This is a genomic window from Bacillus sp. GbtcB10, assembly GCF_019091365.1.
GTDB classification, from domain to species: domain Bacteria; phylum Bacillota; class Bacilli; order Bacillales; family Bacillaceae; genus Bacillus; species Bacillus altitudinis.
In genome coordinates, this window is the sequence record NZ_JAGXJP010000002.1 from 330,446 (window position 1) to 354,268 (window position 23,823).

Annotated in this window: 22 protein-coding genes, 1 tRNA gene and 1 pseudogene; 5 read left to right on the forward strand and 19 right to left on the reverse strand. The window is 41.9% G+C overall.

Annotated features, from left to right (window positions below):
* Positions 1-101 precede the first annotated feature (101 nt).
* The 3 genes from KVT11_RS07125 to KVT11_RS07135 are packed head-to-tail and all read right to left on the reverse strand — an operon-like array spanning position 102 to position 3,065.
* The gene (locus KVT11_RS07125) at positions 102-998 is read right to left on the reverse strand and encodes an iron-hydroxamate ABC transporter substrate-binding protein (protein WP_007500130.1); all 897 of its coding nucleotides are present in this window, start codon (positions 996-998) and stop codon (positions 102-104) included.
* Between the two features lie 16 nt (positions 999-1,014).
* Positions 1,015-2,016 (reverse strand): FecCD family ABC transporter permease, encoded by a 1,002-nt coding sequence (locus KVT11_RS07130; protein WP_048002926.1) that lies wholly within the window; start codon positions 2,014-2,016, stop codon positions 1,015-1,017.
* Positions 2,013-3,065: a FecCD family ABC transporter permease gene (locus KVT11_RS07135; protein ID WP_038475387.1), complete on the reverse strand. Its 1,053-nt coding sequence runs from the start codon at positions 3,063-3,065 to the stop codon at positions 2,013-2,015. The genes KVT11_RS07130 and KVT11_RS07135 overlap by 4 nt, the downstream gene beginning before the upstream one ends.
* Positions 3,066-3,375: 310 nt before the next feature.
* Here KVT11_RS07135 and KVT11_RS07140 point away from each other — a divergent pair, with 310 nt between their 5' ends.
* On the forward strand, positions 3,376-4,785 hold the full coding sequence (locus KVT11_RS07140; RefSeq protein WP_017359186.1) for a polysaccharide deacetylase family protein: 1,410 nt from the start codon (positions 3,376-3,378) through the stop codon (positions 4,783-4,785).
* A gap of 16 nt (positions 4,786-4,801) precedes the next feature.
* On the opposite strand, the gene abc-f is transcribed toward KVT11_RS07140, so the two are convergent.
* The 10 genes from abc-f to KVT11_RS07190 form a co-directional block, all read right to left on the reverse strand.
* Positions 4,802-6,361, reverse strand: a complete 1,560-nt coding sequence (gene abc-f, locus KVT11_RS07145; protein WP_210552475.1) for a ribosomal protection-like ABC-F family protein — start codon at positions 6,359-6,361, stop codon at positions 4,802-4,804.
* Positions 6,362-6,695: 334 nt separating this feature from the next.
* Complete coding sequence (locus KVT11_RS07150; protein WP_008347777.1) at positions 6,696-7,466, reverse strand: ABC transporter ATP-binding protein; 771 nt, start codon at positions 7,464-7,466, stop codon at positions 6,696-6,698.
* On the reverse strand, positions 7,460-8,278 hold the full coding sequence (locus KVT11_RS07155; protein ID WP_099497022.1) for an ABC transporter ATP-binding protein: 819 nt from the start codon (positions 8,276-8,278) through the stop codon (positions 7,460-7,462). Before KVT11_RS07155 ends, KVT11_RS07150 begins: the two co-directional genes overlap by 7 nt.
* Complete coding sequence (opp1C, locus tag KVT11_RS07160) at positions 8,241-9,128, reverse strand: nickel/cobalt ABC transporter permease (RefSeq protein ID WP_210552212.1); 888 nt, start codon at positions 9,126-9,128, stop codon at positions 8,241-8,243. The genes KVT11_RS07155 and opp1C overlap by 38 nt, the downstream gene beginning before the upstream one ends.
* A 5-nt stretch (positions 9,129-9,133) precedes the next feature.
* Positions 9,134-10,063: a nickel/cobalt ABC transporter permease gene (gene opp1B / locus KVT11_RS07165; protein WP_017368098.1), complete on the reverse strand. Its 930-nt coding sequence runs from the start codon at positions 10,061-10,063 to the stop codon at positions 9,134-9,136.
* Positions 10,064-10,078: 15 nt separating this feature from the next.
* Entirely contained in the window at positions 10,079-11,722 is a 1,644-nt protein-coding gene (gene nikA, locus KVT11_RS07170; RefSeq protein WP_210552213.1) for a nickel ABC transporter substrate-binding protein, read from the reverse strand.
* Between the two features lie 289 nt (positions 11,723-12,011).
* A complete protein-coding gene (locus KVT11_RS07175; RefSeq protein WP_116306261.1) occupies positions 12,012-13,181 on the reverse strand; it encodes a macrolide family glycosyltransferase in 1,170 nt (389 codons plus the stop codon).
* A gap of 167 nt (positions 13,182-13,348) precedes the next feature.
* Entirely contained in the window at positions 13,349-14,239 is an 891-nt protein-coding gene (locus KVT11_RS07180) for an ABC transporter substrate-binding protein (protein WP_034657816.1), read from the reverse strand.
* A gap of 223 nt (positions 14,240-14,462) precedes the next feature.
* Positions 14,463-14,927 (reverse strand): DinB family protein, encoded by a 465-nt coding sequence (locus KVT11_RS07185; protein ID WP_046344530.1) that lies wholly within the window; start codon positions 14,925-14,927, stop codon positions 14,463-14,465.
* Positions 14,928-15,220: 293 nt separating this feature from the next.
* Positions 15,221-15,296 (reverse strand) — tRNA-Arg (locus tag KVT11_RS07190).
* Between the two features lie 253 nt (positions 15,297-15,549).
* Here KVT11_RS07190 and clpP point away from each other — a divergent pair.
* A complete protein-coding gene (gene clpP, locus KVT11_RS07195; RefSeq protein WP_007500118.1) occupies positions 15,550-16,146 on the forward strand; it encodes an ATP-dependent Clp endopeptidase proteolytic subunit ClpP in 597 nt (198 codons plus the stop codon).
* A gap of 55 nt (positions 16,147-16,201) precedes the next feature.
* On the opposite strand, the gene KVT11_RS07200 is transcribed toward clpP, so the two are convergent.
* Positions 16,202-16,780, reverse strand: a complete 579-nt coding sequence (locus tag KVT11_RS07200) for an LOG family protein (RefSeq protein ID WP_017368101.1) — start codon at positions 16,778-16,780, stop codon at positions 16,202-16,204.
* A 136-nt stretch (positions 16,781-16,916) separates the two neighbouring features.
* On the opposite strand from KVT11_RS07200, the gene KVT11_RS07205 reads away from it, so the two are divergent.
* Positions 16,917-17,258 (forward strand): MazG nucleotide pyrophosphohydrolase domain-containing protein, encoded by a 342-nt coding sequence (locus tag KVT11_RS07205; protein ID WP_017368102.1) that lies wholly within the window; start codon positions 16,917-16,919, stop codon positions 17,256-17,258.
* A 29-nt stretch (positions 17,259-17,287) separates the two neighbouring features.
* Here KVT11_RS07205 and KVT11_RS07210 read toward each other — a convergent pair whose 3' ends face one another.
* Together KVT11_RS07210 and KVT11_RS07215 are read right to left on the reverse strand one after the other, a co-directional pair.
* The gene (locus KVT11_RS07210) at positions 17,288-18,910 is read right to left on the reverse strand and encodes a SulP family inorganic anion transporter (protein ID WP_035701494.1); all 1,623 of its coding nucleotides are present in this window, start codon (positions 18,908-18,910) and stop codon (positions 17,288-17,290) included.
* 37 nt (positions 18,911-18,947) lie between these two features.
* Positions 18,948-19,529 carry a beta-class carbonic anhydrase gene (locus KVT11_RS07215; protein ID WP_057079014.1) on the reverse strand — a complete coding sequence of 194 codons (582 nt, stop codon included), beginning with the start codon at positions 19,527-19,529 and terminating at the stop codon, positions 18,948-18,950.
* A 563-nt stretch (positions 19,530-20,092) separates the two neighbouring features.
* Between KVT11_RS07215 and KVT11_RS07220 the strand changes: the two genes are divergently transcribed.
* Both KVT11_RS07220 and KVT11_RS07225 read left to right on the forward strand, forming a co-directional pair.
* On the forward strand, positions 20,093-21,070 hold the full coding sequence (locus tag KVT11_RS07220; RefSeq protein WP_060781656.1) for a 2-hydroxyacid dehydrogenase: 978 nt from the start codon (positions 20,093-20,095) through the stop codon (positions 21,068-21,070).
* Positions 21,071-21,412: 342 nt separating this feature from the next.
* Positions 21,413-21,739: pseudogene (locus KVT11_RS07225) on the forward strand (ribonuclease); the annotation flags it as partial.
* A 52-nt stretch (positions 21,740-21,791) separates the two neighbouring features.
* Here the strand turns inward: KVT11_RS07225 and KVT11_RS07230 are convergent.
* From KVT11_RS07230 to whiA, 3 genes are read right to left on the reverse strand one after another with little or no spacing between them, the layout of a single operon-like run.
* Positions 21,792-22,535: an arylamine N-acetyltransferase family protein gene (locus KVT11_RS07230; protein WP_035701499.1), complete on the reverse strand. Its 744-nt coding sequence runs from the start codon at positions 22,533-22,535 to the stop codon at positions 21,792-21,794.
* A gap of 38 nt (positions 22,536-22,573) precedes the next feature.
* Positions 22,574-22,831: an HPr family phosphocarrier protein gene (locus KVT11_RS07235; RefSeq protein WP_008348124.1), complete on the reverse strand. Its 258-nt coding sequence runs from the start codon at positions 22,829-22,831 to the stop codon at positions 22,574-22,576.
* 26 nt (positions 22,832-22,857) lie between these two features.
* Positions 22,858-23,808: a DNA-binding protein WhiA gene (whiA, locus tag KVT11_RS07240; protein WP_008348125.1), complete on the reverse strand. Its 951-nt coding sequence runs from the start codon at positions 23,806-23,808 to the stop codon at positions 22,858-22,860.
* Positions 23,809-23,823: the final 15 nt, after the last annotated feature.

Sequence of the window (23,823 nt, forward strand, 5' to 3'; positions counted from 1 at the left end):
TTCCCTCTCATATGTATGCAAAAAGCGCATGAATAGAAGAATGAATCAAAAAAAGAGACATCATTCCTAGATGCGGAATGATGCCTTGATTTATGTGCTGTTTATTTAGAGAACATCTTTTTTGCTTCATCCATTGCCATTTTGTTGCCTAGAGCTGAATAATCAAGCCATGGCTGATCGGCAATCGGATACACTTGGTTTTTCTTTACGGCTTTTAGGCCTTTCCAAATCGGTGTCTGCTCTAACTGTTTGAATGCCTGCTGCGCCTTATCATCACGGTTCACGACAACAAAAATAGCATCTGCATCAAAGTCAGGAAGCACTTCTTGAGAAATGACTTCAAATGGACGTTTGCTGTCCAGCTTTTTCACACCATCTACAGGTGTCAGTCCTAAATCATCGTATAAAATTGGCCCCATCGGACGTTTCATACTAAATACTCGAAGCTCTTTTGCTGTTACACGAATTGCCATCACTTTTCCATTTCCAATCTTTTTCTGGATAAGTGATTTGACTTCTTTTGCTTCTTGATTGTAGTCCTTAATATATTGATCGGCTTCTTTTTCTTTATTGACGAGCTTGCCGATTTTTTTTAAATGATCACGCCATGTGCCATCATTTAAATTAAACACTTCGGTTTTGGCGATTTTCTTGTATTTTGATAAGTCTTGTCCAGCCAGTTCTTCATCGACGTAAATGACATCTGGTTTTAAAGCAAGCAATGACTCCATATCAGGATCTGCTGCGATGCCCAGCTTTTTCGTCTGGCTGAGCTGCTTCTTCGCATGTGGAAGGAAATCTTTTAAGTCTCCCCCTACAACAGAGCCAGCAGGTTTTATCCCGAGTGCTAATAAATCATTTGTTAAATGAATCGACAAGGATGCAATCTTAGGTGTTCCGTTTTCATCTTGATTTGTTGTCTTCTTTGTTTCCTGTTGACCACAAGCGGCAAGAATCAAGAAACAGAGCGTTAAACCAAACACAAGTACTTTTTTCATGATGAGTTCCTCTTTCTTATTTTGTTTTTGTTAATAAATAGAGAAAATAAGGTGCTCCGATAAAAGCCACAACCACACCTGCTGGGATGGCATTTGGGGCAAATATGGAACGTCCGATTGTATCGGCACTGACCAGAATCAACAGCCCAAGCAGGGCACTTACTGGTAAAAAATATTGGTGCAGTGAGCCGACAAGACGCCTCGCCAAATGAGGTGCAACAAGGCCAATAAAACCAATTCCGCCTGTCATCGATACACTTGCACTCGCTAGACCAACAGCTAAGGTGAGAAGAAAAAGTCGTTTGCGCTCTACACGTACTCCGACACTTGAGGCAACGGCATCACCTAATGTTAACGCATTGAGTGTGCTGGACTGCATGAGCGTAAGCGGGACAAGACATACGATCCAAGGCAGGAGCGCAAGTACATGAATCCAGTCTCTTCCCCATACATTTCCCACAAGCCACCTTGAAGCGAAGGTATATGTATCTTCATCCAGTTTCAATGACAAATATAACGTCAATGCACTAAACCCCGCAGCTACGGCAATTCCAACAAGAATCAGCCGGATAGGTACAAGCCCTTCATGCCTGTCGTACGCAAGAAGAACGATGACTGACGCCGCAAGTAGGCCTCCACCAAATGTAAAGAGCGGAATGAGTAAAGATGGATTTCCTTCTAGTACGTGAAAATACGTCACAAAGATGATTAAGCCGAATGCGGCTCCTGCATTCAGACCAATAATCCCAGGATCAGCCAGTGGATTGCGGGATAAACTCTGCAAAATGCCACCTGCGATGCCTAGACCTATTCCAGCTAGTATCGTCACGACGATTCGAGGCAGACGATAATCAAACAGCACCGTCTCACTTTGGAAATCTCCAAAGCCAAATAACGTTTTGACGACAACGAGAGGACTGAGTTTCAGCGTGCCGGTATTTAAACTATACAGCACGACAGCCGCACTCAGACAAAGCAAAACGGCTGTCACGACAAGAGCACGCCGTTTCTCTTTCATGACAGGTTCCTCCCTTCTTTTCTGGCAATATATAAGAAGAAAGGAACACCAACAAGTGCCACCATGACGCCAATGGCAAGCTCTCTTGGCGGATTTACTGTCCGGCTGGCAAGATCAGCGAAGACGAGAAGCATTGCGCCTAAAATCGCTGACATCGGAATGACGAAACGATAATTGACCCCAACCAGCTTTCGTGCAATATGCGGAATGACAAGCCCGACAAACCCAATAGACCCAACCGCCGATACAGAAACGCCTGCCAGCAGAACCGCAGCTGCCATACCTAGTATTCGCACTTGCCGGGTTTTCACCCCTAAATTCGCAGCTACATCTTCACCAAGTGATAATAACGAGAGGGATCGTCCTAATAACATCGCCCAAACGATGACAATGAGAATGACTGGAGCAAGGATCATCAGCTGCGGCCATTTGACACCTGCCACACCCCCTGCATACCAAAAAGCCAGATCCTGACTGAGATCAAAGTAAATGGCGATACCTGAGCTTAGCGCATGCAGCAATGCGGCAACAACAGCTCCAGCTACAGTGAGCCGAAGTGGGGTCAGCACGCCGCCAGCCGCCCCAATGGCAAAGATCAGCAGTGTACTGAGAACGGCACCAAAAAAAGAAAATAACATCAATGCCGAATAAGGCATTCCTGGAAAAAAAGCAAAACAGAGAGCAACTACAAACATCGCACCGCCGTTAATGCCTAATATCCCCGCATCTGCCAGCGGATTTCTTGTAATGCCTTGCATGAGCGCACCTGCCACAGCAAACGCCGCTCCAACAAGCGCCGCTCCTAGCACACGAGGAAGCCTTAATTCATGAATGATCTGCTGCTCTGTTACATGAGACTGATAGTCAAACACAGCTGTCCAGACCGTTTGCAAAGACAATGACTTTGCACCGTAGGAAACAGCCAAAAACATAGCCGCCAATAAACCAATGACAGCTAGAAAAAACAATAAAAAGAACAAAATAGGTGATGATCGTTTTTGTTGAGATGTTCGCTTATCCGGCAAAATCGGTGTCATCCTTTTCTTCATTAAAAGTCAGTTTGAAAATGAGAATCATAATCATCAAAATTATAGCCGTCAGCCTCTGAAAAATCAATGTACGGCTCATTTTTTTAATTATTGAAGGTATTGGTAGACGGCAAATAAGAGAATTCTTTCCTTCTGCTTTTTCTCGTTCTGAAAGACCTATCAATTTTTACAGTATTTTAATAGGAAAATAGTTGACATTCCGCATGAAAATCCCCTAAAATTACAAAAGTAAGTCAAATGTTATAAAAATATTACAAACAGATGTCAAAGGAATAAAGAATGACCCGTCATGAGAGGAGAATTGAAAGTTGTGTCAGTAAAGGGAAAATGGAGTATCATCCTATTTGCGCTTGCCATCGTCATTGGAGCAGTTGCATTCTTTCAAAATCAGCAAGCAAGCGGTACAGAGAAGAAAAATGTGAAGCAGGATACGAATTATAAAAATGTTGAAATTGTCACTCTTGTAAATGACGGGAAGTTTATGAGATATGCGGTGAACTATCCACTTTTTCATCAAAAAAAGCTAGATGACAAGATTCAAAGCTATGCGAATTCAGCATTAGAGCATTTCAAAAAGACATTTAGTGAAGCAAAGGACATTGATGAAAACAAACGGTTTGAACTGAATATTGACTATGACATGGTGCACTATGCAAAACAATCTGCGGCCATTTATTTTACGACCTACACATATACAGGTCAGCAAAATGGAACCACTCATCACGTCACAATCAATTTCGATTTTCAGAAAAAAGACTTTCTTGACACAAAAGATTTATTTCAACCAAAAAAGGACTATTTGAAAAAATTATCCTATATTACATACACGGAGCTTAAAAAAGATAAAACCTTGTCTAAGGATCTATCACTCCTTCAAAAAGGAACAGCCCCTACTGATCAAAACTTCAGTCAATTCGCCTTAAAAGAGAAATATATAGAGTTCTATTTCCCAGCTTCTCAAGTAGCCGCGAAGGACTTAGGTCCACAAACGCTGGCGATCAAAAAGACGCTACTAAAAGATATCTTGAAGCCGGAATATATGAATAAGACCAAAAATCAGAATGAAATCAAAGAACCAAATCCAAAAAGAAAAGCCGTCAAGCTGCCGCAAAAGCCAAAGCTTGATCCGAATAAAAAAGCCATCGCACTCACATTTGATGACGGTCCAAACCCAGCCACAACTTCAACCATTTTAGCAGCGCTGAAGGAAAATAAAGGACACGCCACCTTTTTCGTATTAGGAAGCAGGGTTCAGTATTATCCTGGAATGCTTGCCGACATTTTAAAGGGCGGAAATGAGATCGGAAACCATTCATATAACCATCCTTTATTAACGAGACTCCCTCTAAAAGAAGCGGTCAAACAAGTAAAAGACACGCAGAAACTGATTGAAAAGGCCAGCGGTTATACTCCTACGCACTTTAGACCGCCATATGGAGGAACAAATCCCGACATCAATCAAGCGGTTGGCATGAACGTTTCATTGTGGGATGTCGATCCTGAAGACTGGAAAATTCGCAACAGCCAGCAGATCACAAACCATGTTCTCTCACATGCAGCAGATGGCAAAACCGTACTCATGCACGATATTTATGACAGCTCTGCTCGAGCAGCAGTGAAGATCATACATGAACTGACCAAACAAGGCTACCAGCTTGTCACAGTCAGCGAACTTGAACAATTGAAAAAAGAACGAAACGAACAGACCCCTGTGCAGTAAACACAGGGGCTTTTTTTTATGACTCTAACAACTTCTTTCTTTTCAACAATGCTTGAAACATCTCTTCAAGCTCACGAGAAGGCTCGATGCTTAAACGACTGAGCACTTCAGACAGCTGCATATCAATCAGCAGGAGCTCTTCTTCTTTCTTTGTAGCAGCTGGCTTTTCTTCCTTTTGTTTATATTCTTCATAGGTGCCATCAAAGCGTTCAATGGTCCCCTCGTGCACATGAAGAATACGAGTAGCCACCTGCTCAATGAGCCTTCTGTCGTGGGAGACAAACACAACTGTGCCCGGGTAATCTTTTAAAAGTCCTTCAAGCGCTTCTACTGCCGCAAGGTCTAAAAAGTTCGTCGGTTCATCAAGCATCAGAACATTGGCATCACTGACGAGCAGCTTGGCAAGCATCGTCTTCACCCGTTCCCCGCCGCTTAATACGTTCGTCAGCTTATACACATCGTCTCCCCGAAACCCAAGTCTCGCTAAAACGGTGCGAACGACAGTCTCATCTTGAATCGCCTGTTCCAGTGCATTTTGTAAGATCGATTCATCTAGATTCAGTCCTGAAAGATCTTGGCTGAAATAACCAATCTTCACGGCTTCTGAACGAAAAATCCCGGGATGACCGTTTACAAGCATTCGGAGAAATGTCGTTTTACCGCTCCCATTCTTCCCAATGATCGCGACTTTGTCTCCGCCTCTCACTTCTACATTCGCCTTTTTCCAAAGGACTTTATCTCCTGCCTTGCCATCTACATGTTCGACACGAAAAATGGTGCGGCTTGCCACTTCCTTCATGGTGTGCTGCGTCATTTGAAGAGGCTGGGCTTCCTTTACCTTCTCCACCTTTTCTAATTTCTCCATTCTTGTTTCAATAGATTTGGCTGTTTTTTGAAGCTTTTTTTGCTTGTTTGCATAATAAGGCTTTGCAATTTTAGGCCCCGAGGATTTCAGCTTTGGAGATGGCTTTGTCGCTTTGTCGGCTTTTTTCATTTTCTTTTGCAGTGCATGTTCTAACTGTTTTTTCTTCTGGGTATACGCCTCGTACGCCTCCACTTGCTGGCGATGTTCGAGTTCTTTTTGCCGGGCAAAATCGCTGTAGTTGCCTTTGTATGGTTTGAGTTTCCCATCCTCCAATTCCCAAATGTCTGTACATAACGCATCTAAAAAAGCACGGTCATGCGAGACGACAATCAGAGCACCTTGATGATAACGAAGCTTTTCTTCTAGCCACTCAATATGCTCCGTATCTAAGTGAGTCGAGGGTTCATCGGCTAATAAAAGGGCAGAAGGCCGGCTTAAAGCTCTTTCAATATAAGCTTGTGTCATCTCTCCGCCACTTTGTCTGCCATCTCCTGTCTTTAGTTGAGGAAGCAGCGTACAAGTTGTAGTGTGTGCAAATGTGCCGCTGTCTGGTTTTTCCCTCCCCGCCAGTACATGGAGCAATGTAGTTTTCCCACTGCCATTCGTTCCCACAAGGCCGATTCGGTCCCCTTGATGAATGGCCAGCTCCTCTATATCAAATAACAAGCGATCCTTTCTAAATACTTTTAATTGGTGGGCTCTCAGTAACATCCAACCCTCTCCTTTCGTATCAGGAGACATGAAAAAGCCTCCCATTCTCAGAATAGGAGGCAAAATGGTGTACAAAAATAAGCGTATCGATACAAAATGACATGCGGTTCATCAAATGAGCACACATATCCCCCGTATCCATCACTTCAATCTTTGATTCCCAAGCTGTACCATCCTATTCCGAAGCTAAAAAATGAAAACGCAGCAAACATAGCAACACATATCGTTTGCTCACTGCCTTCGTTCTTTCATTTTGCTTACAGGTCATAGGATTAGTACTTCATTGCATTGGGTCACCCTTCCGTCGTTTGTTACGTATACGATAAAAGATTGGTTATTTTTTGTCAAGTTGAAAAGGCATGAGTGAGTCTATTAGCTTGAGCGTAAATGGATGAGTCGCTTCAAACAGCTGGTCACTTTTACATTCTTCCACAAGTTTTCCCTCATGTAAAAAAAGAAGTCGATCACATAAAAAAACGGCTGCCTCTAGATCATGGGTAATCATGAGAATGGTCATATCTAACTCTTGCTTTAATGTCTCAAGAAGCTCCAATATTTGAACTTGGACAGAAACGTCAAGTGAGCTAAGGACTTCATCTAAGATGAGAATGGCTGGATTCGTCGATATGGCTCTTGCTATGCATACACGCTGGAGCTGACCGCCGCTTAGCTGATGAGCATATTGATTTAGCAAAGACGATGGAAGTCTTACTTGCTTGAGCAGGGACAACACTTTTTGGTTCACATCCATGTTTCGCTTTATTATTTGCATGGGTTCTGCTATGATCTCTTTCACTGTAAAGGAAGGATGGACAGAAGATAGATAATCCTGAAAAACAACACTCATTCCCCCCCGGTTCATCTTACGCCATGTATGAGCTGGCCATCCACCTATCTTTATCTCTCCGCCGTCTAATGTTTCTAAACCAAGCAGCGTACGTGCTATTGTACTTTTACCACTGCCGCTCTCACCGACTAACCCGACACATTCACCCTCTCCAATCTGAAATGAAACCTGAGCTATGCGTGCTATGGATTCCTCTTTATGAAAAAAGCGCCCTTTATCTTCTCCATGTTTAAGTAGTTGATTTGCTGTGATCAGCATGGGAATGCCCTCACTCTCTTCTGCTGCCTCAGTGCTTCAAGGGGTGCCGATAAGCGAAGCCTCGTTTCTAGTAAATGCCTCGTTTGAGGATGCTCAGGTGATGTAAATATCTCTTTTGCATGACGATGCTCAAGCATCTCCCCTTGGTGCATCACCAACAATTCATCAGCGATTGCCTGAACGACGCCTAAATCATGCGAAATGATGATCAAGGCAGCTCCTGTTTCTTCTTTCAGCGTCTGTAATTGCGTGATGACTTCACGCCGGTTATATGCATCTAATGATGCTGTAGGCTCATCGGCAATGATCACGTCAGGAGAAAGCATGATCGTAATGGCAATCATGACACGTTGAAGCATCCCTCCCGACAGCTCATGAGGATATTTTTTCATTAACATATGCGAATTGTTTAAATGGACACGTTCTAGCCCAGTAATCGCATGTGCTGTTCCTTCTTTGCCACGTAAGCCCAAATGCCGCTGGAACGTTTCAAGTATTTGATGACCAATTGTTTCAATTGGATTGAACGCATTCATAGCATCTTGTGGAATGTAGCCAATTCGCTTTCCTCTCCACTGCTGTGAAGTCTGACTTGTCAATTTTTCACCGTCAAACAAAATGGTCCCAATCATCTCTAGCGAAGGAGGGATAAGGCCAATTAATGCTTTTGCAACGGTTGATTTTCCGCTTCCACTTTCTCCAATAACGCCTAAACAACGTTGTCTATGTAATGTAAACGTGATATTTGCCACTAAATCCTTTTGTTGAATCGGATCATGTACGGACAGATTTTTTATCTCGATGAAAGGCAAACCGTCTCCCCCCTTTTTTGTTGGTAAGGTGCATGGCAGGGTTCATGACCTGCTGAAGACTGTCTCCTAAAAAATTCAGTGCCATGACCACAAATAAGATCGCAAGTCCAGGCGGGAGCATGTGAGCCGGGTGCGTCACCATGACATTCTTCGCCTCGTTGAGCATCATGCCCCATTCCGGTGTAGGTGCACTCACACCTAATCCAAGAAAAGACAGAGCAGAAATATTTAAAATGACCCAGCCTGCGTCAAGTGTAGCAAAGACAGCAATCTCTCCTGAGATGCGAGGAAATAGATGTTTTCGAAGGATATAAAAAGGTGAACCCCCAGATACTTTCGCAAACTGAACAGATGGTTCATTCGTATATTGTAGGACTGACGAACGAATCATCCTTGTATACCAAGCCCATTTTGCAAGGACATTGGCCAAAATAATATTGAAAAGCCCAGGTCCCATAATGCCCAAAACGGCCAAAATCATCACCTCTGCTGGAAATGACAGCATGACATCACATATTCTCATTAGAGCTCCATCAACTTTCCCTCTAAAAAAGCCAGCCATGAGTCCAAGTATCGTGCCAATGAGCATCGTGATACACATTGTCAGCACGGCAGCAAGCATCGTTGTCCGAATACCATATAAGAGCCGCGACAATACGCATCTCCCCAGCTGATCCGTTCCGAGCGGATATGTTAGACTCACACCGGCATATTTTTGAAGAATATTCGTGTCAGTTGGATCATGTGGCGCTAGCACTGGTGCAAACAGCCCAGCTAATGTGACAAGTGCCAAAAACCAAATAGACAGAATGGCTATGCGATCTTTTCTTAATCGATTCCATCCAGGCAAAGTTCTCAGACCTCCTTTCGCAACTGCGGATTCATGATCATTTGTATGACGTCCGCGATAAGGTTGCACACAACGAATAGAATTCCCATCACAAACAAATAGGCTTGAATCATAGGGAAATCGGCGTGAAAAATAGCTGTTACACACAAACGGCCAACCCCTGGCCAAGCAAAGAGATTTTCAATAATGACGGTTCCTGCAATGAGCTTTGGTATTGACATACCGAGTGCTGTTACCGCTAGTTGAAGGGCATGTCTCATCACCTTCAATTGAATGGTTCGTTCCTTTAAACCACGAGCTCTTGCATAAAAAACAAAGGGCTCATGCTGAAACTTTAGGATTTGATTTCGAATGAGTCTCACATAGGTCGATAAGTAGCCAAACGATAGAGTCATCGCTGGCAAAAGAAGCGATTTAAACCCTTCCATTCCACTCGTGTTGACCCAGTTAAATTTGACTGAAAAAAGCCAGATAAATAAAATGCCCAACCAAAAACTAGGCATGGAAGCTGCAATAAACACAAATGCTCTCACGATTCGATCCAACCATGTATGTGCCGCATATGCACACACCATTCCGAATAACAAACTCAGCACAATAATAAACAAAAGGGACATCCCTGCAAGCTGTAAAGTCGCAGGAAGTGCCTCCATCATCAGGTCAAGTACAGGCTCATGTGTGACATAACTACTGCCAAAATCACCTGTTAATCCGTCTTTAAGCCATGTGACATAGCGTATGAAAAAAGGTTGATCTAAGCCTAGCTCTTGACGCATAGATTCAACCATCTCTTCCGTTGGGGTTACTTGGTTCACACGTAAAGCGACCTCAGCTGGATCACTCGCACGCATCGCAAGTAGCACAAACGCAAAAAACGTAATGAATACAATGAGCGGCAAAAGAAGCAATAATCGTTTTATGATATAGCGTGTCATGTCTCAGCCTCCGATTTATGACGAAAAATACATTCGATCAAAGGGAATTTCATACTGAGATACATGAAAATCTACACCTTTGAGGCGCTTATTATAAACGGCCTTTGTCACAGAATAGGAAATAGGGATATACACATTTTCATCATGAATATACGTCAAAATATCTCGGTACATTTGTGCCCTCTTTTGCTCATCCGGCTCCACCAATACTTTCGTAATGGTCTCATCCAGCCACTTTTTCTTTTTCAATCCTAACTGAGCTTGATAATCAGCATGGGATGCAACACGGAATGAAGAGACGTATGTTTGAGGGTCATAAGGAAGTCCCCAAGATAGAGAGTACATAAGATCAAACTTTCCTGTTTTTTGACGATCTAAAAATGCCTGTTTTTCTTCACCTCTAATATCCAGCTTGATTCCAACCTGCTTGAAGTCCTGCTGAATCGATTCACTAATCGTTCTTTCACCTGCATTATCCGAATTATAATAAATGGTCACGCTGAGCGGCTTGTCTTTTTGATAGCGATAGCCGTCTTCTTTTAGCTTCCAGCCTGCCTCATCTAATAATGCCTCTGCTTTCTTTTTTTGATAGGTTTTCTTTTTAAGCGGAATATCTGCGTAAGGGACTGATGGGGCGAGCAGTGTATGTGCCACCTGTTCAGTTCCATTTAAAATCCCTTCTGTAATCATCTCTTTTTGAATGGCATATTGAAATGCTTCTCTTACTTTTGGATCTTGTGTTATTGGTTGATTGGAGTTGATCACAATAGATCTTGAACCAACAGGAGGACTCACAGTCACACCATATTGACCAGCTTCTTTTAAAGCCTGAAATGAATCTCCATCAATCATGTCACCATCTGCTCCAAATAAGAGATCAACCTCCCCTTTTTGAAGAGCGAGTAAAATGGTTTGATGATCTGGCATGACCTTCCATTTCACCGTTGAAATCTTTGGATTCTTTCCCCAATAGTGATGATTCACTTCAAAAATGGCATATTGATTTTTCTTATGTTCCTTTAACACATAAGGACCTGTACCTGCATAACCTTTTACGCCTTTTGATGTGGTGCCATCAATAAAGCTTTTGGGAGAAATAAAACGGAATGGACGTGTTAAACCAAGTTCTTCTAATGTTGGATAATAGGGCTCCTTCAATGTGAGAACAAAAGTATGTTCATCTACAGCCTTTGTGGATTTAATTTCTGACACGAGATTGAGCCAAGCATTTTTTTCAATATTTTTGACAACTGCATCAATATTCATTTTGACAGCCTTCGCATTAAATGGCTCACCATCTGAAAAAGTCACGTTTTCTCGAAGATGAAATGTGTAGGTTTTTCCATCTTTAGAAATATCCCAGCTTTGGGCCAGGGCAGGTTGAATGCCTTTTTCCGTATTCACAACAAGCGATTCAAACACCATATTTTGAGCGGCCATCTCCCCGCCATATAGATGGGGATTAATGTCTCTTATATCTTTTGTACTTGCATACACCAGTTCATCATCTTCTCTTCCACTTAAACTGGAAGAGGTCTTATTTTCAGAACAAGATGCCAATAGAAAACAAGCCATGACTGAAAACAGCATCAAGGTATATGTCACAAAGGACTGCTTTTTCTCGTCCTTTTTCTTTATGTAATCAGGTTGATGATTCATATGTACTTCCCCCAAATGTTCATTTTATCGTAATCATTACGATTATTAATCGAAATGATTACGAATTGAATATTAGCATACAGATCTGGGAAATACAATGGCTTTTTTCACCGAAAAAACAGACTCATGATTGAGTCTGTCAGGTTGTTGACAAAGAGCTAAAATGATCTTTATTTTAGCTCTTTGTCTTCTTTTCAGCGTGAAAGAAAACCTTTGCAGTCTAGGAAGGGCGAGCACCAGCGCACAGACCTGCGGGCGAATTCGAGGGTTTGTCTACACGCTGAGAGACTCATGATTGAGTCTGTTTCGCTTGCATAAACTGATCAATGACACGTAATGCTTTTTCTGTTCCTCCTGCTGTTTGGAAACTTTCTTCAATCTTTTCAATCCCAGCACGATATGTGTCACTTCCGAGTACACTCTCTACAGTATCTCTCAGCTGTTTTGCTGTCAGCTGGTCTTTATCGAGTGCACGAGCAGCAGAGAGATCCGTCAGTCTTTTTGCCACCATCGGCTGATCTTTGTCAACCGGGATGACAACCATTGGAACATGATAATGAATACCTTCATTGACACTGTTCATCCCGCCGTGGGTCACAAACACATCTGTCAGTTCAAGGACTTCAAGCTGCGGCACATAAGGCTCGATAAGAAAATGAGATGGCGCTTCTTTTAGGAGAGACATGTCGATTTTTTCACCAGTTGCGAGAATCACTTTTCCATCAAAGTCGGCAAAAGCATCAATACACATATTAAAGAATGCTTCAGTATCTCCAAGAACCGTTCCCATTGAAATAAAGACGACCTTCTCTCGCTCAAGCGCTTCTAACGGGAAATCATGCTGGTCAGCACGTTTTAGAAAGCTCGGTCCAATGAAGACAAACGAATCATCCAATGCATCAACAGACGGCTGAAAATATTCACTTGTATACACCATATTCAGTTCTCCGCGGTTTTTCATGAATTGCATCAAATGTGTTGGCTGAACGCCAAAACGTTCATGTATTTCTTCTAACAGATGAGCCGCCTTCTCATCTTTTCTGTATAAAGGTGTATCAAAATGCGCCTCCTGCAGCACAAAAGAAGGATTTGAACCAATGCCTGGAATTTGTAAGTAATCCCGCACAAGCTCACCTGCTCCAAACATATCAAAATAGACCAAATCAAATGAATGCTGTTGAGAAAGAGTTTCCACCACTTCTAAAATGTCTAATGACGTTTGCAGCATGGCATGGAAAAATGGCTGCATGGACTCTAAATCGCTTTCTTCGACACTTAATGTGCGAATATAATCTGGATGTATATGTATGTGAGCGCCTAAGCGTTTGATCCGCTTTTGATAATGTTCAGTTGTGACCACATGCACTTCATCACCTCGATCAACAAATGCTCTTATCATTCCTAACATTGGGTTCACATGTCCTTCAGCTGGGAACGTAATCATTAAAACCTTCGCCACAAGAATCCTCTCCTTATTGTCAATTCTCTACCATGTTAATCTTATACAGTGATCGGGCTCAACAAATACGCCTGAAAAGGGGATAAATGAGACTTATGGCTAGTATTTTAAGAGGATAGCAGAAAAAAAGACAAAGCCTCCTGTTTAAGTGCTTTGTCTTTTTTCTATTAATTTTTGAGCAGCATTTGTTTAAACGCAGCAGACTGTTTTTCAATTGAGATTGGATCAGCATAGATAAATTCTTTGATTGAATAGGATAAAACATGTCCTTGTTTCACTGCTTTATTTTTCTTCCATACACCGCTACCTGTGATATCTAGATTAGGTGCTTTTCCATCCTTTGTTGGTACAAGTAAATAGTCACCTGTATACTCATTCATCTCTTCTAATGAAATACCGAGATACCCTTCTTTCGGAAGAGCCTTATCCGCTTTTTCAGGCAGGCTAAATCCATACCCTTGATAGATGACCTCCCCACCGCGGCCAAAGTCTGTACCAAATAAGTATACCTGCTTAGGCTGCACATCCATAATGGAGAACGTCTTGTCTTCACCAATTTTTGCTTTGACCTCTTTGCCGTCTTTTTTCAGTTGCTCGTCCATTTCTTGTATTTGTTTTTTCGCTAACGATTCTTTTCCAAGAATCTTTCCGATTTCAATATGCATCTCTTTGAAGCTATGCTCACTTGTTGTGAAAGTAATTGTTTTTGCGATCTTTTTATATTTCTCAACTTGATCATTTTGTGAATAAGCAATGATGAGATCAGGCTTCAGTTTGGCGATTGCCTCCACATTTTCTATCGGCACCCTCTTCACACCTGTTTCATCTAAAAAGGATGATTTAGGATAAACATCTGTCATGCCAACAGGTGTCACACCTAACTTTTTAAAATTTCCAAGCTGCGCTGTTAACACAACAATACGCTTTGGCTTGTCAGGAATGGTGATCTTTTCACCCGTTTCAGTTGTATATGTACGAGTATTTGATTCTTGTTCTTTATTGTCTTTCTGCCCGCAAGCCACCAACAATACTGCCAGCAGACTCATAAGCCAAATCATTTTTTTCACTGACGAAACCACCTTTAATTGAGAATGATTATTAATTATAACATATATAGATGTAAAGTTTTAGAAGTGAACGCCACAAAAAAACCCCTCTCTTAATGGAGAAGGGTTTGAGAGACCTTGTTCTATCGTGAACTAGGTCGAGCATGAACTCGAAGAACGTATAATTGACATTACTTGAACCAACACGATGGATGGTTATTTGAATTGAGGACAGTTATTCAAACATAGAAATTTTAGGGTCTTTATCGTAACAGTGAACAAGCATAGCGTGTACTTGCCCCCTATGATGATAAACATGTGCTAAAATCTCTAACAACCATTCATACCTTGTATATGTCACACCCCAATAGGAAGTGGTACGAGACAGTAGCTCTGCGTCCGATAATTTCATATAATGATTTTTTAATGAATGAAAATTAGTCATTAAGCCTTTTTCTATAGACTTTACAGTTTTATATGATACATTAGCATAAAATGTTTCCATCTCTTCTTGGGTCGCCTCATTCGCAATACGCCAGTCAGCTTCACAAATGATCGCAATGTGTTCCAGCAACTCTCCGATAGACTGCTTATGAGGTGTTGGTCTTTTTTGTAAATCAGTTTCTTCTAATTGCCTTACTATTTTTATCAATGTTTTAACAGCTACTTCAATTTGATGTAAAACACTTTCACAATTCATTAGTGCCTCCTTATGAATGAATTCTGCCCTTTTCGTTGAACAAGCTTTGAGAATATTGATGAACTGACTTTATACTCCAATAATAGATTAAGTTGACTTGATTGCCTATCATCAAGAAAATTTGTCTTTTTAACAATATTAATCTGTGTTTTTCGATACAAAATGAACTCTCTAATAAATAGTGAAGTTCCTCTCAATTTACTCACACAATACCACTCATAAAAAAACAAAAAAACCCTTTATTTCAAAGGGTTTTCAAGTTCTTTCATAAATAATCCATCGGATACTCAAGACGCGCTCGGAGGGATTCGAACCCCCGGCAGACGTGGTACCGGAAACCACCGCTCTATCCAACTGAGCTACGAGCGCACGATATGTTTTTTAAACGTCAGCATATCAAATTATAAGGGAAATGCTGCAAGAAAGCAATGATTAATCACTATCCCTGTCGATGCATTTTCTTCATTCCCATACATATACTCATATGATGGTTTGAAGTGGAAGAGTTTTGGGGAAAATGGATAGGGGTATTTGATTTTAGGTCAGCATTTTGTTTGACCTTTATTGACCAAAAATGTATCATTGAATTACATACTTACCTAAAAGGTGAAGGAGGAACATTATGAATTTAATACCTACAGTCATTGAGCAAACAAATCGTGGGGAAAGAGCTTACGACATTTATTCTCGTCTTTTAAAAGACCGTATTATCATGCTTGGTTCTGCGATCGATGACAATGTTGCCAACTCCATCGTATCACAGCTTCTCTTCTTAGAAGCCGAGGATCCAGAAAAAGATATCTCTATCTACATTAACAGCCCTGGCGGTTCGATCACAGCTGGTATGGCCATTTATGATACGATGCAATTTATTAAACCAAAGGTATCAACTATTTGTATTGGTATGGCTGCATCTATGGGTGCGTTCCTGCTTGCTGCTGGTGAAAAAGGTAAGCGTTATGCCCTTCCAAATAGTGAAGTGATGATTCACCAACCACTAGGTGGTGCGCAAGGTCAAGCAACAGAAATTGAAATTGCGGCAAAACGAATCCTTTCTTTACGCGATAAACTGAACCAAGTACTTGCTGAACGTACTGGTCAGCCAATTGAAGTCATTGAGCGTGATACAGATCGTGACAACTTCAAAACAGCGGAAGAAGCACTTCAATACGGACTCATTGACAAAGTCTTGACCCGTAATACAGAAGAACAAAAATAATCACAAAACAAACCGTCTGCTCTTTGAACAGACGGTTTTTTGTTATGCATCTATTTTAAGACAGCTCCGTCCATTTCTGCTGAAGAGACGGTGTTTGATAGGAAGCCATCTGTGAAATCAATTCTTCCGGTTCTCCAGAGGCATGTAGCAATTGAAGGTGTGATTCATTCGAAAAACCTTCCTGTACACTAAACTTCACCATGTCTATGAGCGGATTGAAATAGTCATTCACTTGATACAATCCGATTGGCTTTTGATGGATGCCAATTTGCGCCCAGCATAGCACCTCAAATAATTCTTCATATGTACCAAAACCACCTGGCATGGCAATAAACCCATCGGCCAGCTCGCTCATTTTCGCTTTTCGTTCATGCATCCCTTTGACTTCAATGAGTTCAGTGAGCTCTTGATGCACAACTTCTCCTCTAAAAAGCCCTTTTGGCATGACTCCGATCACTTGCCCGCCGTTTTTCAATACCTCATCCGCTATAGCTCCCATTAAGCCAATTCGTGAGCCACCGTATACAAGGCGGATTCCTTGCTCTGCCATATAAGCCCCTAGCTCGACAGCTTTTTGTTTGTAGATGTCATTCACACCTGGATTCGAACCAGCAAACACACAAATCGTTTTCATCAAAACAGCTCCATCTCTCTCTATGATTTCTTCACCCACTCATTCTACTATAATTCATTGTAAAGAAACAGCCGCTCTATCTATATATAGTGTAAAATCAGAAGGTGAACACCATATAAGGAGCTGTATAAAGAGAATGCAAACAACTGAAATGGAAAAATGGATCAAAGATTTCTACAAAATGAGAAATTGGACAGAATACGGGCCGTTTATCAGGTTAGGTTTCCTGATGGAAGAAACAGGTGAACTCGCTCGCGCAGTCAGGGCGGTCGAAATTGGACGCGATCGACCTGATGAGAAAACACAGGAGGACGCCGCGTTAAGGAAGGACCTTATTGAAGAAATGGGAGATGTCTTAGGAAATCTACTTGTTCTAGCTGATCTCTATGATGTAACAGTAGAAGAGGTCTTCTCTTCCCATCAACAGAAACTCACACAACGGTTTTCTAGTGAAAAAGAGCAGGTAAAAAGCACGTGACCGACATGTCACGTGCTTTTTTTAGCCTTTTATAGCTGCTGTGGTGAAATATCATCCGTTCGTTCAAAGAAATGCTGCTTTCCAATGTGATGGAAAAGACCGGTACGATGCAAAAGCTCTTTTGGCTGTGATTGAAGCCCTACAATCATCAATTTTCCATTGTGATGCTTTAAACGATTAGAAATGTTCATCAGAACCGCTTCTGCTGAGGTGTCCATATAATTCACTTTGTTCATAAGCAAAATGAGTGTTTTCGGCTTTGTCTGAACATGATCCAAAATCGAATTTTCCAATGAATCGGTTGTACCGAAAAAGAGTGGCCCTTCAATCGAATACATACTAATCCCTTTCTGATCGGTCTCCCTTTCTAAGGCAGCTGCGGTTTCGATTTGAGGAACAGCAACATTTGAGGAAATATTCGTTGTCTGGCTCATTTTTTTGATAAAGGCGATAAACGCTAAAATGAGACCTGCAGTCACCCCTATAATCAAATCACCGATGACCGTTAGCAGGAAGGTCACGACAAGCACAAGGGAATCCGCATTTTTGACTTTGACAATATTGATAAACTCCTTTTTCTCACTCATATTCCACGCCACAAACATCAAAATCGGTGCCATGGCAGCAAGTGGAATCATCGATGCATATGGTGCAAATAACATTAAGATGAGCAAGACAACGACACCATGCACGACTCCTGAAATGGGGCTTGCTCCACCATTTTTAATGTTTGTTGCCGTACGAGCAATCGCTCCAGTCGCTGGGATCCCTCCAAAAAGCGGTGCCGCCATATTGGCAATTCCTTGTCCGACGAGTTCTTTATTGCTGTCATGTTTAGAACCTTTCATATTATCAGCTACCATCGCGGACAAGATCGACTCCACGCCGCCCAAAAGCGCAATGACAATAGCCGGCGGCAGCAAATAAATCATTTTTTCAATCGTCAATTCAGGAAAAGCGAAAGTTGGCAGCTGACGAGGGATTTCGCCATATGCAGAGCCGATGGTTTCAACTTGTCCTTGAAAAAAGAGAACAGCTATAAATGTTGAAACGAGTAGACCTAATAGAGCACCAGGTATTTTGGGAATGTATTTTTGTGCCGCCAAAATCACGATGAGCCCAACAATCGCTGTGAGAATGGCGAGACTGTTTGCGGTACCGAGATGGACCACGATTTCTCTCATATTGAGGAAAAAGCTTTCATGTTTTTCAACACCCTTTAATCCGAGGAAGTTGGCAATCTGTCCTGAAAAAATAATGACAGCAATGCCGGCAGTAAAGCCGATGATAACCGGACGAGGAATAAATTTCATGAGCTTTCCTAGTTTGAATATTCCGAATAAGACAAGCATACAGCCTGCCATAAAACCAGCAATGAGTAAGTTTTCAATACCGTACTGGCTGACGATCCCGAATAAAATTGGAACAAATGCCCCGGTCGGTCCGCCAATCTGATACTTTGAACCACCAAACAATGAAATCAAAATGCCGGCAACGATGACTGTGTATAGTCCGTATTCTGGTCCGACACCAGATGCAATGGCAAAAGCCATGCCTAAAGGAATTGCCACAACTCCCACGACAAGCCCAGCGATTAAATCGCGTCTAAACTTTGATGAATCATAACCTTCAAATCTTCCATAAAAACGCATGGTATGTGTTGGCCTCCTTCAAGTATGTGTAGATGATTTAGGTATATTGCGGGTCGATCTGTTTATCTTTTATAACGACATCCAGCTTTCCTGTTGCCGGATGAATCACTAGTCCATGAACAGCTACATCACTTGGCATGAGCGGGTGCTCTTTGACTAATTTCACACTTTGGGATACGCTCTCTTCCACTGAATCAAAGCCTGTCAGCCAGCCCTTTAAATCGACACCTGCGCTTTTCACAATGCTCAAACACTTTTCCTCAATTCCCCGTGCTTTTACCTTTTCAAGTAAAGGGTCTGCCGCAAGGCCTGCCATTCCGCATTCATGATGGCCGACAATGCATACTTCCTCTGCTTTCAGCTCATAAATGGCTAGTAAAATACTCCGCATGACACTACCAAATGGATGTGTGACGATGGCTCCTGCATTTTTAATGATTTTCGCATCACCGTTACGAAGCCCCATGGATTGCGGTAATAATTCCAACAGGCGTGTATCCATACAAGTTAATATAACCAATTTCTTCTCAGGAAATTTTCCCGCCTTGAAAGGCTCATACTGTCTCTCTTTCACAAAATCTGCATTGTGCTGAAGAATCTGTTCTAATGTTGATCCCATCCTGTCATCTCCTATCTTTTTTAAGTGATTGTAACGCCTTACCTGGCCTCCTTTTCCCTTGTGTGTTCTCAAGCATAGAGAAGAAAAATGATAGAAAAAAAAGAAAAAAATGAGAAAACGATGAGAGAATATGTAAGCATTTTCTCTATTTTGCTCTTTGTTCCGCTTCAGCACAGGGGATATGCGGCTTTTGCTTACAAACGATGGCTCACATTTCACCAAAAGACGATGAAAAGGTTTAGTAGAAAATGACCGTCCCGTTTAATACACTGCAAATATAATAAATTTTCTATCAAAAAGTCTCGATCTATTTTCCAGTTTGTCAGATTATCTCCCGAAACATCTAGCATTTTTCTATGACTCATCTACTAATCATTCGTTTTTCTACATCATAAAAAGACATCAGATGGCCATGTCATTTACTCTTTCACTATAAAAATCTCTCCTTTTCCGTTATTTCAGTATATTAAATATTGAGCAGCTCATATTCAAACGTGTACTGCCAAAATGGTTGCTTTATAATAAAAAGAGAAAGATGACCATGTGAAAGGAGCGAGTTGATGATGAAACCACATATTTTTGTCGCCAAACCCTTACCTGCCACTTTTGAAGACATGTTAAAAGAACATTGTACATACGAGGTATGGCAGTCAAAGGACCCGATCCCAAGAGATCTATTATTTGAGAAGCTGCAGAAGGCTGATGGCCTTTTAACATCAGGTACGAAAATTGATCAAGATTTATTAGATCATGCACCTCAACTCAAGGTGGTAAGCAATAATTCAGTCGGCTATGACAATTTTGATCTAGAAGCCATGAGACAAAGAGGCGTGATTGGTACGCACACGCCTTATACACTCGATCATACCGTTGCTGATCTTGCCTTTTCGCTCATTCTCTCTTCTGCGAGGAGAATTGCCGAGCTTGATCGTTTTATCCGCAAGGGAAAATGGACAAAATTTGTTCAAGAGGAAGATATATTCGGCATTGATGTCCATCATCAAACGCTTGGGATCATTGGGATGGGACGAATCGGTGAGCAAGTAGCCAAACGAGCCGCTCATGGTTTTGATATGAACGTCCTCTATCACAACCGGAGCCGAAACGAGAAAGCCGAATCGGCCTATGGCGCTGTATATTGTGCACTGGATGACTTGCTAAAGCAAGCTGATATCATTGTGTTAATCACACCGCTGACTGATGAGACGTACCATATGATAGGAGAGCGGGAATTGAAATTAATGAAGCCGACAGCTTTATTCGTGAACATCTCCCGAGGAAAAACCGTCGATGAGAAAAGCCTCATTCAAGCACTGCAGGAAGGGTGGATTAAAGGAGCTGGTCTGGATGTGTATGAGCAAGAACCGCTTCAGGAAGATCATCCTTTCAAAGAGATGGACAATGTCACGCTTGCCCCGCATATCGGTTCCGCTACTGAAACGACAAGAGATCTTATGCTGAAACGAGCCATTCATAATGTTCTTCATGGAATTGACGGTAAAGCCCCTGTTGATATTGTGAAGGAGCTTGCCTCATCTTAATTGAAAAAAGGCGCAGGGAACTGCGTCTTTTTGTTTACGTCATCTAGAGACAGTAGGTCAAAAAGCCTCATTTTTTCCAATCTCCTGATTCTTTACATTCTCTTCATATGCCGGTGCTATAATATGAGGTAGACAAGCATCAAGAGGACGGCATCCCATTTCCTTTTGAGGAGGATCAAGATGAAAAAAATAAGTTCGATTTTTACTCTGTTCGCTCTGATTGCTGCCATTCTGTTTTCTGGATTTATCCCGCAGCAAGTCCATGCAGAAACACCACTTACACCCACAGCCACAAATGAGACTGCTTCCGTACAGCTTGCACCAGACCTTCGTACCCTTGCCGTCATTAATACCTTTGATGGTGTAGCAGATTACTTAATCCGCTATAAACGACTACCTGATAATTACATCACCAAATCACAAGCGAGCGCCCTCGGATGGGTGGCATCAAAAGGAAATTTAGCTGAAGTCGCGCCGGGCAAAAGCATCGGTGGAGACGTATTCTCTAATCGGGAGGGACGCCTTCCATCAGCTAGCGGCCGTACATGGCGTGAAGCCGACATCAACTACGTATCCGGTTTCCGTAATGCTGACCGCCTAGTATACTCAAGTGACTGGCTCATTTATAAAACAACCGATCACTATGCGACATTTACGAGGATTCGTTAATCATTGTAAAAAGACTGCCCTAAGTCAAAAGGGCTGTCTTTTTTCATATTGTTTACGGAAGCAGTTTTTGTACGTACTCCTCAAACGGTTGTGAGAGTGGTTTCTTCGATACTTCTTCCTGTTCATGTATCGTGACATGATCTTCTGTCACGATCACACGACCTGTTGGTGTCAGTTTGGATGCAAGCGGCCTTTTGTTAAAAGGAGAGGCTTCATTTTCATAAATCTCATGCCTCAATTGCACAAGTGTATCTTCACCGACTTCTTTCAATGTAAAAGCATAACCTGTTTCAGCACCCGCTCCCCTATCCAATTGGAGTAGATGGGTTCCTTTTTCTGTTTCCTCTGCGTTCACTCGAAAACGAAGGGACGGTGCTTCCACCCATTCACCTGTAAAAGGGACGGGCTGAAGGGGTAAATTCACACCAAATCCTGCATCAATGAGGTATCGCTCATGGTGATGTTGAAGGACGATGGCTACATGCGTTCCATCCAGTGCCCACTTCTCTGCTTCTTTGTTATATACGGTCCCTTGAACGAGCTGTACAGCGAGACCTGCCTCTTTTAAGACATAATATAAGAGCGGATTGAGGTCATAGCAAAGCCCACCTCTGCTGCCTTCCAGAAGATGAAGCTTCAAACCTTCTTGATCCAAAGCATAAGCGTGTTTACCCACCACAGATCTATTTTCAAAAGGAAAGGTATAAGCCATCTTCCTTAGTAAATCAGGCAATTGTTCAAAGGTAATGGACGAAGCTTCGTATCCAATTTTCTGTAAAAAGGCTGATTGAATCACAACTTTCCCTCCTAAAAAAACTGAGCCCTTGAAGAGACTCAGTTTTCTTGATTGATAAAATCCGTTAACGCATCGATGGCTTCTTGTTCATCTGCTCCATCAGCTATTAGTTTGACGGTGACCCCAGAGCTGATCGCAAGACTCATCAGTCCCATAATACTCTTCGCATTGACCTTTTTCCCATCTTTCTCTAGAAAAATATCAGCACCAAAACGATTGGCTTCTTGAACGAACAAAGCAGCCGGACGTGCCTGCAAACCCGTTTTCAGCTGAATTGTGACCGTTTTTTCCACCATATGATCTGCCTCCCTTTTTTATTTCCCTATTTGAGTGTAACAGCTTGTCCGTTTCTTAATTGTTCTGCAATTTGATCTAGCTTTCTTAGACGGTGATTAATGCCTGATTTGCTGATCTTGCCGCTTTCCACCATTTCGCCAAGTTCCTTTAATGTGACTTCTTGGTAGTCAATACGCAGTTGCGCAATTTCACGCAGCTTATCTGGCAGAGCGTCTAATCCAATCTTTTCGTCAATGAATTGAATATTTTCAACCTGGCGCAGTGAGGCACCGATCGTTTTATTCAAGTTTGCTGTTTCACAATTGACGAGCCGGTTCACAGAATTCCTCATATCTCGGACGATGCGCACGTCTTCAAAACGAAGCAATGAGTTATGAGCACCCACAACACTTAAGAATTCCGTAATTTTCTCCGCTTCCTTCATGTATGTGATAAAGCCTTTTTTGCGTTCAAGTGTTTTACTATTAAGATGGAATTGATTCATGAGCTCACAAAGGGCATCATTATGTTCTTTGTATAGTGAAAAAATCTCAAGGTGATACGAAGAGGTTTCTGGATTATTCACAGAACCTCCTGCTAAAAAAGCACCTCTCATATAGGAACGCTTGCAGCATCTTTTCTTCACAAGTTCTTCTGAAATGTTGCGTTCAAATACAAATTGTTCACCTAATATCTTTAGGTCCTCTAAAATGGTTTTCGCTCGTTCTACCAGTCTGACAATATACACATTATTCTTTTTTAATCTCATTTTTTTACGAACGAGCAGCTCCACAGTCACATCGTATTTCTTTTTCAAAAGGGTATAAATACGTCTTGCAATGGCTGCGTTCTCTGTCTGTATATCTAAAATCAATTTTCGATTAGAAAAAGATAATGAACCGTTCATACGGATGAGGGCAGAAAGCTCTGCTTTTGTGCAGCAGTCCTTCACTTCCAGATTAGTCAGCTCTTTTTTTGTTTCGGATGCAAATGACATCCTTGCCACCCCCAT

What these genes read in the sequence shown, in the direction of transcription:
- KVT11_RS07125 (WP_007500130.1), bottom strand. Translation starts at nt 998, where the DNA reads ATGAAAAAAGTACTTGTGTTTGGTTTAACGCTCTGTTTCTTGATTCTT.
- KVT11_RS07130 (WP_048002926.1), bottom strand. Translation starts at nt 2,016, where the DNA reads ATGAAAGAGAAACGGCGTGCTCTTGTCGTGACAGCCGTTTTGCTTTGT.
- KVT11_RS07135 (WP_038475387.1), bottom strand. Translation starts at nt 3,065, where the DNA reads ATGAAGAAAAGGATGACACCGATTTTGCCGGATAAGCGAACATCTCAA.
- abc-f (WP_210552475.1), bottom strand. Translation starts at nt 6,361, where the DNA reads ATGTTACTGAGAGCCCACCAATTAAAAGTATTTAGAAAGGATCGCTTG.
- KVT11_RS07150 (WP_008347777.1), bottom strand. Translation starts at nt 7,466, where the DNA reads ATGCTGATCACAGCAAATCAACTACTTAAACATGGAGAAGATAAAGGG.
- opp1B (WP_017368098.1), bottom strand. Translation starts at nt 10,063, where the DNA reads ATGACACGCTATATCATAAAACGATTATTGCTTCTTTTGCCGCTCATT.
- nikA (WP_210552213.1), bottom strand. Translation starts at nt 11,722, where the DNA reads ATGAATCATCAACCTGATTACATAAAGAAAAAGGACGAGAAAAAGCAG.
- KVT11_RS07180 (WP_034657816.1), bottom strand. Translation starts at nt 14,239, where the DNA reads ATGATTTGGCTTATGAGTCTGCTGGCAGTATTGTTGGTGGCTTGCGGG.
- KVT11_RS07185 (WP_046344530.1), bottom strand. Translation starts at nt 14,927, where the DNA reads ATGAATTGTGAAAGTGTTTTACATCAAATTGAAGTAGCTGTTAAAACA.
- clpP (WP_007500118.1), top strand. Translation starts at nt 15,550, where the DNA reads ATGAATTTAATACCTACAGTCATTGAGCAAACAAATCGTGGGGAAAGA.
- KVT11_RS07200 (WP_017368101.1), bottom strand. Translation starts at nt 16,780, where the DNA reads ATGAAAACGATTTGTGTGTTTGCTGGTTCGAATCCAGGTGTGAATGAC.
- KVT11_RS07205 (WP_017368102.1), top strand. Translation starts at nt 16,917, where the DNA reads ATGCAAACAACTGAAATGGAAAAATGGATCAAAGATTTCTACAAAATG.
- KVT11_RS07210 (WP_035701494.1), bottom strand. Translation starts at nt 18,910, where the DNA reads ATGCGTTTTTATGGAAGATTTGAAGGTTATGATTCATCAAAGTTTAGA.
- KVT11_RS07215 (WP_057079014.1), bottom strand. Translation starts at nt 19,529, where the DNA reads ATGGGATCAACATTAGAACAGATTCTTCAGCACAATGCAGATTTTGTG.
- KVT11_RS07220 (WP_060781656.1), top strand. Translation starts at nt 20,093, where the DNA reads ATGAAACCACATATTTTTGTCGCCAAACCCTTACCTGCCACTTTTGAA.
- KVT11_RS07235 (WP_008348124.1), bottom strand. Translation starts at nt 22,831, where the DNA reads ATGGTGGAAAAAACGGTCACAATTCAGCTGAAAACGGGTTTGCAGGCA.
- whiA (WP_008348125.1), bottom strand. Translation starts at nt 23,808, where the DNA reads ATGTCATTTGCATCCGAAACAAAAAAAGAGCTGACTAATCTGGAAGTG.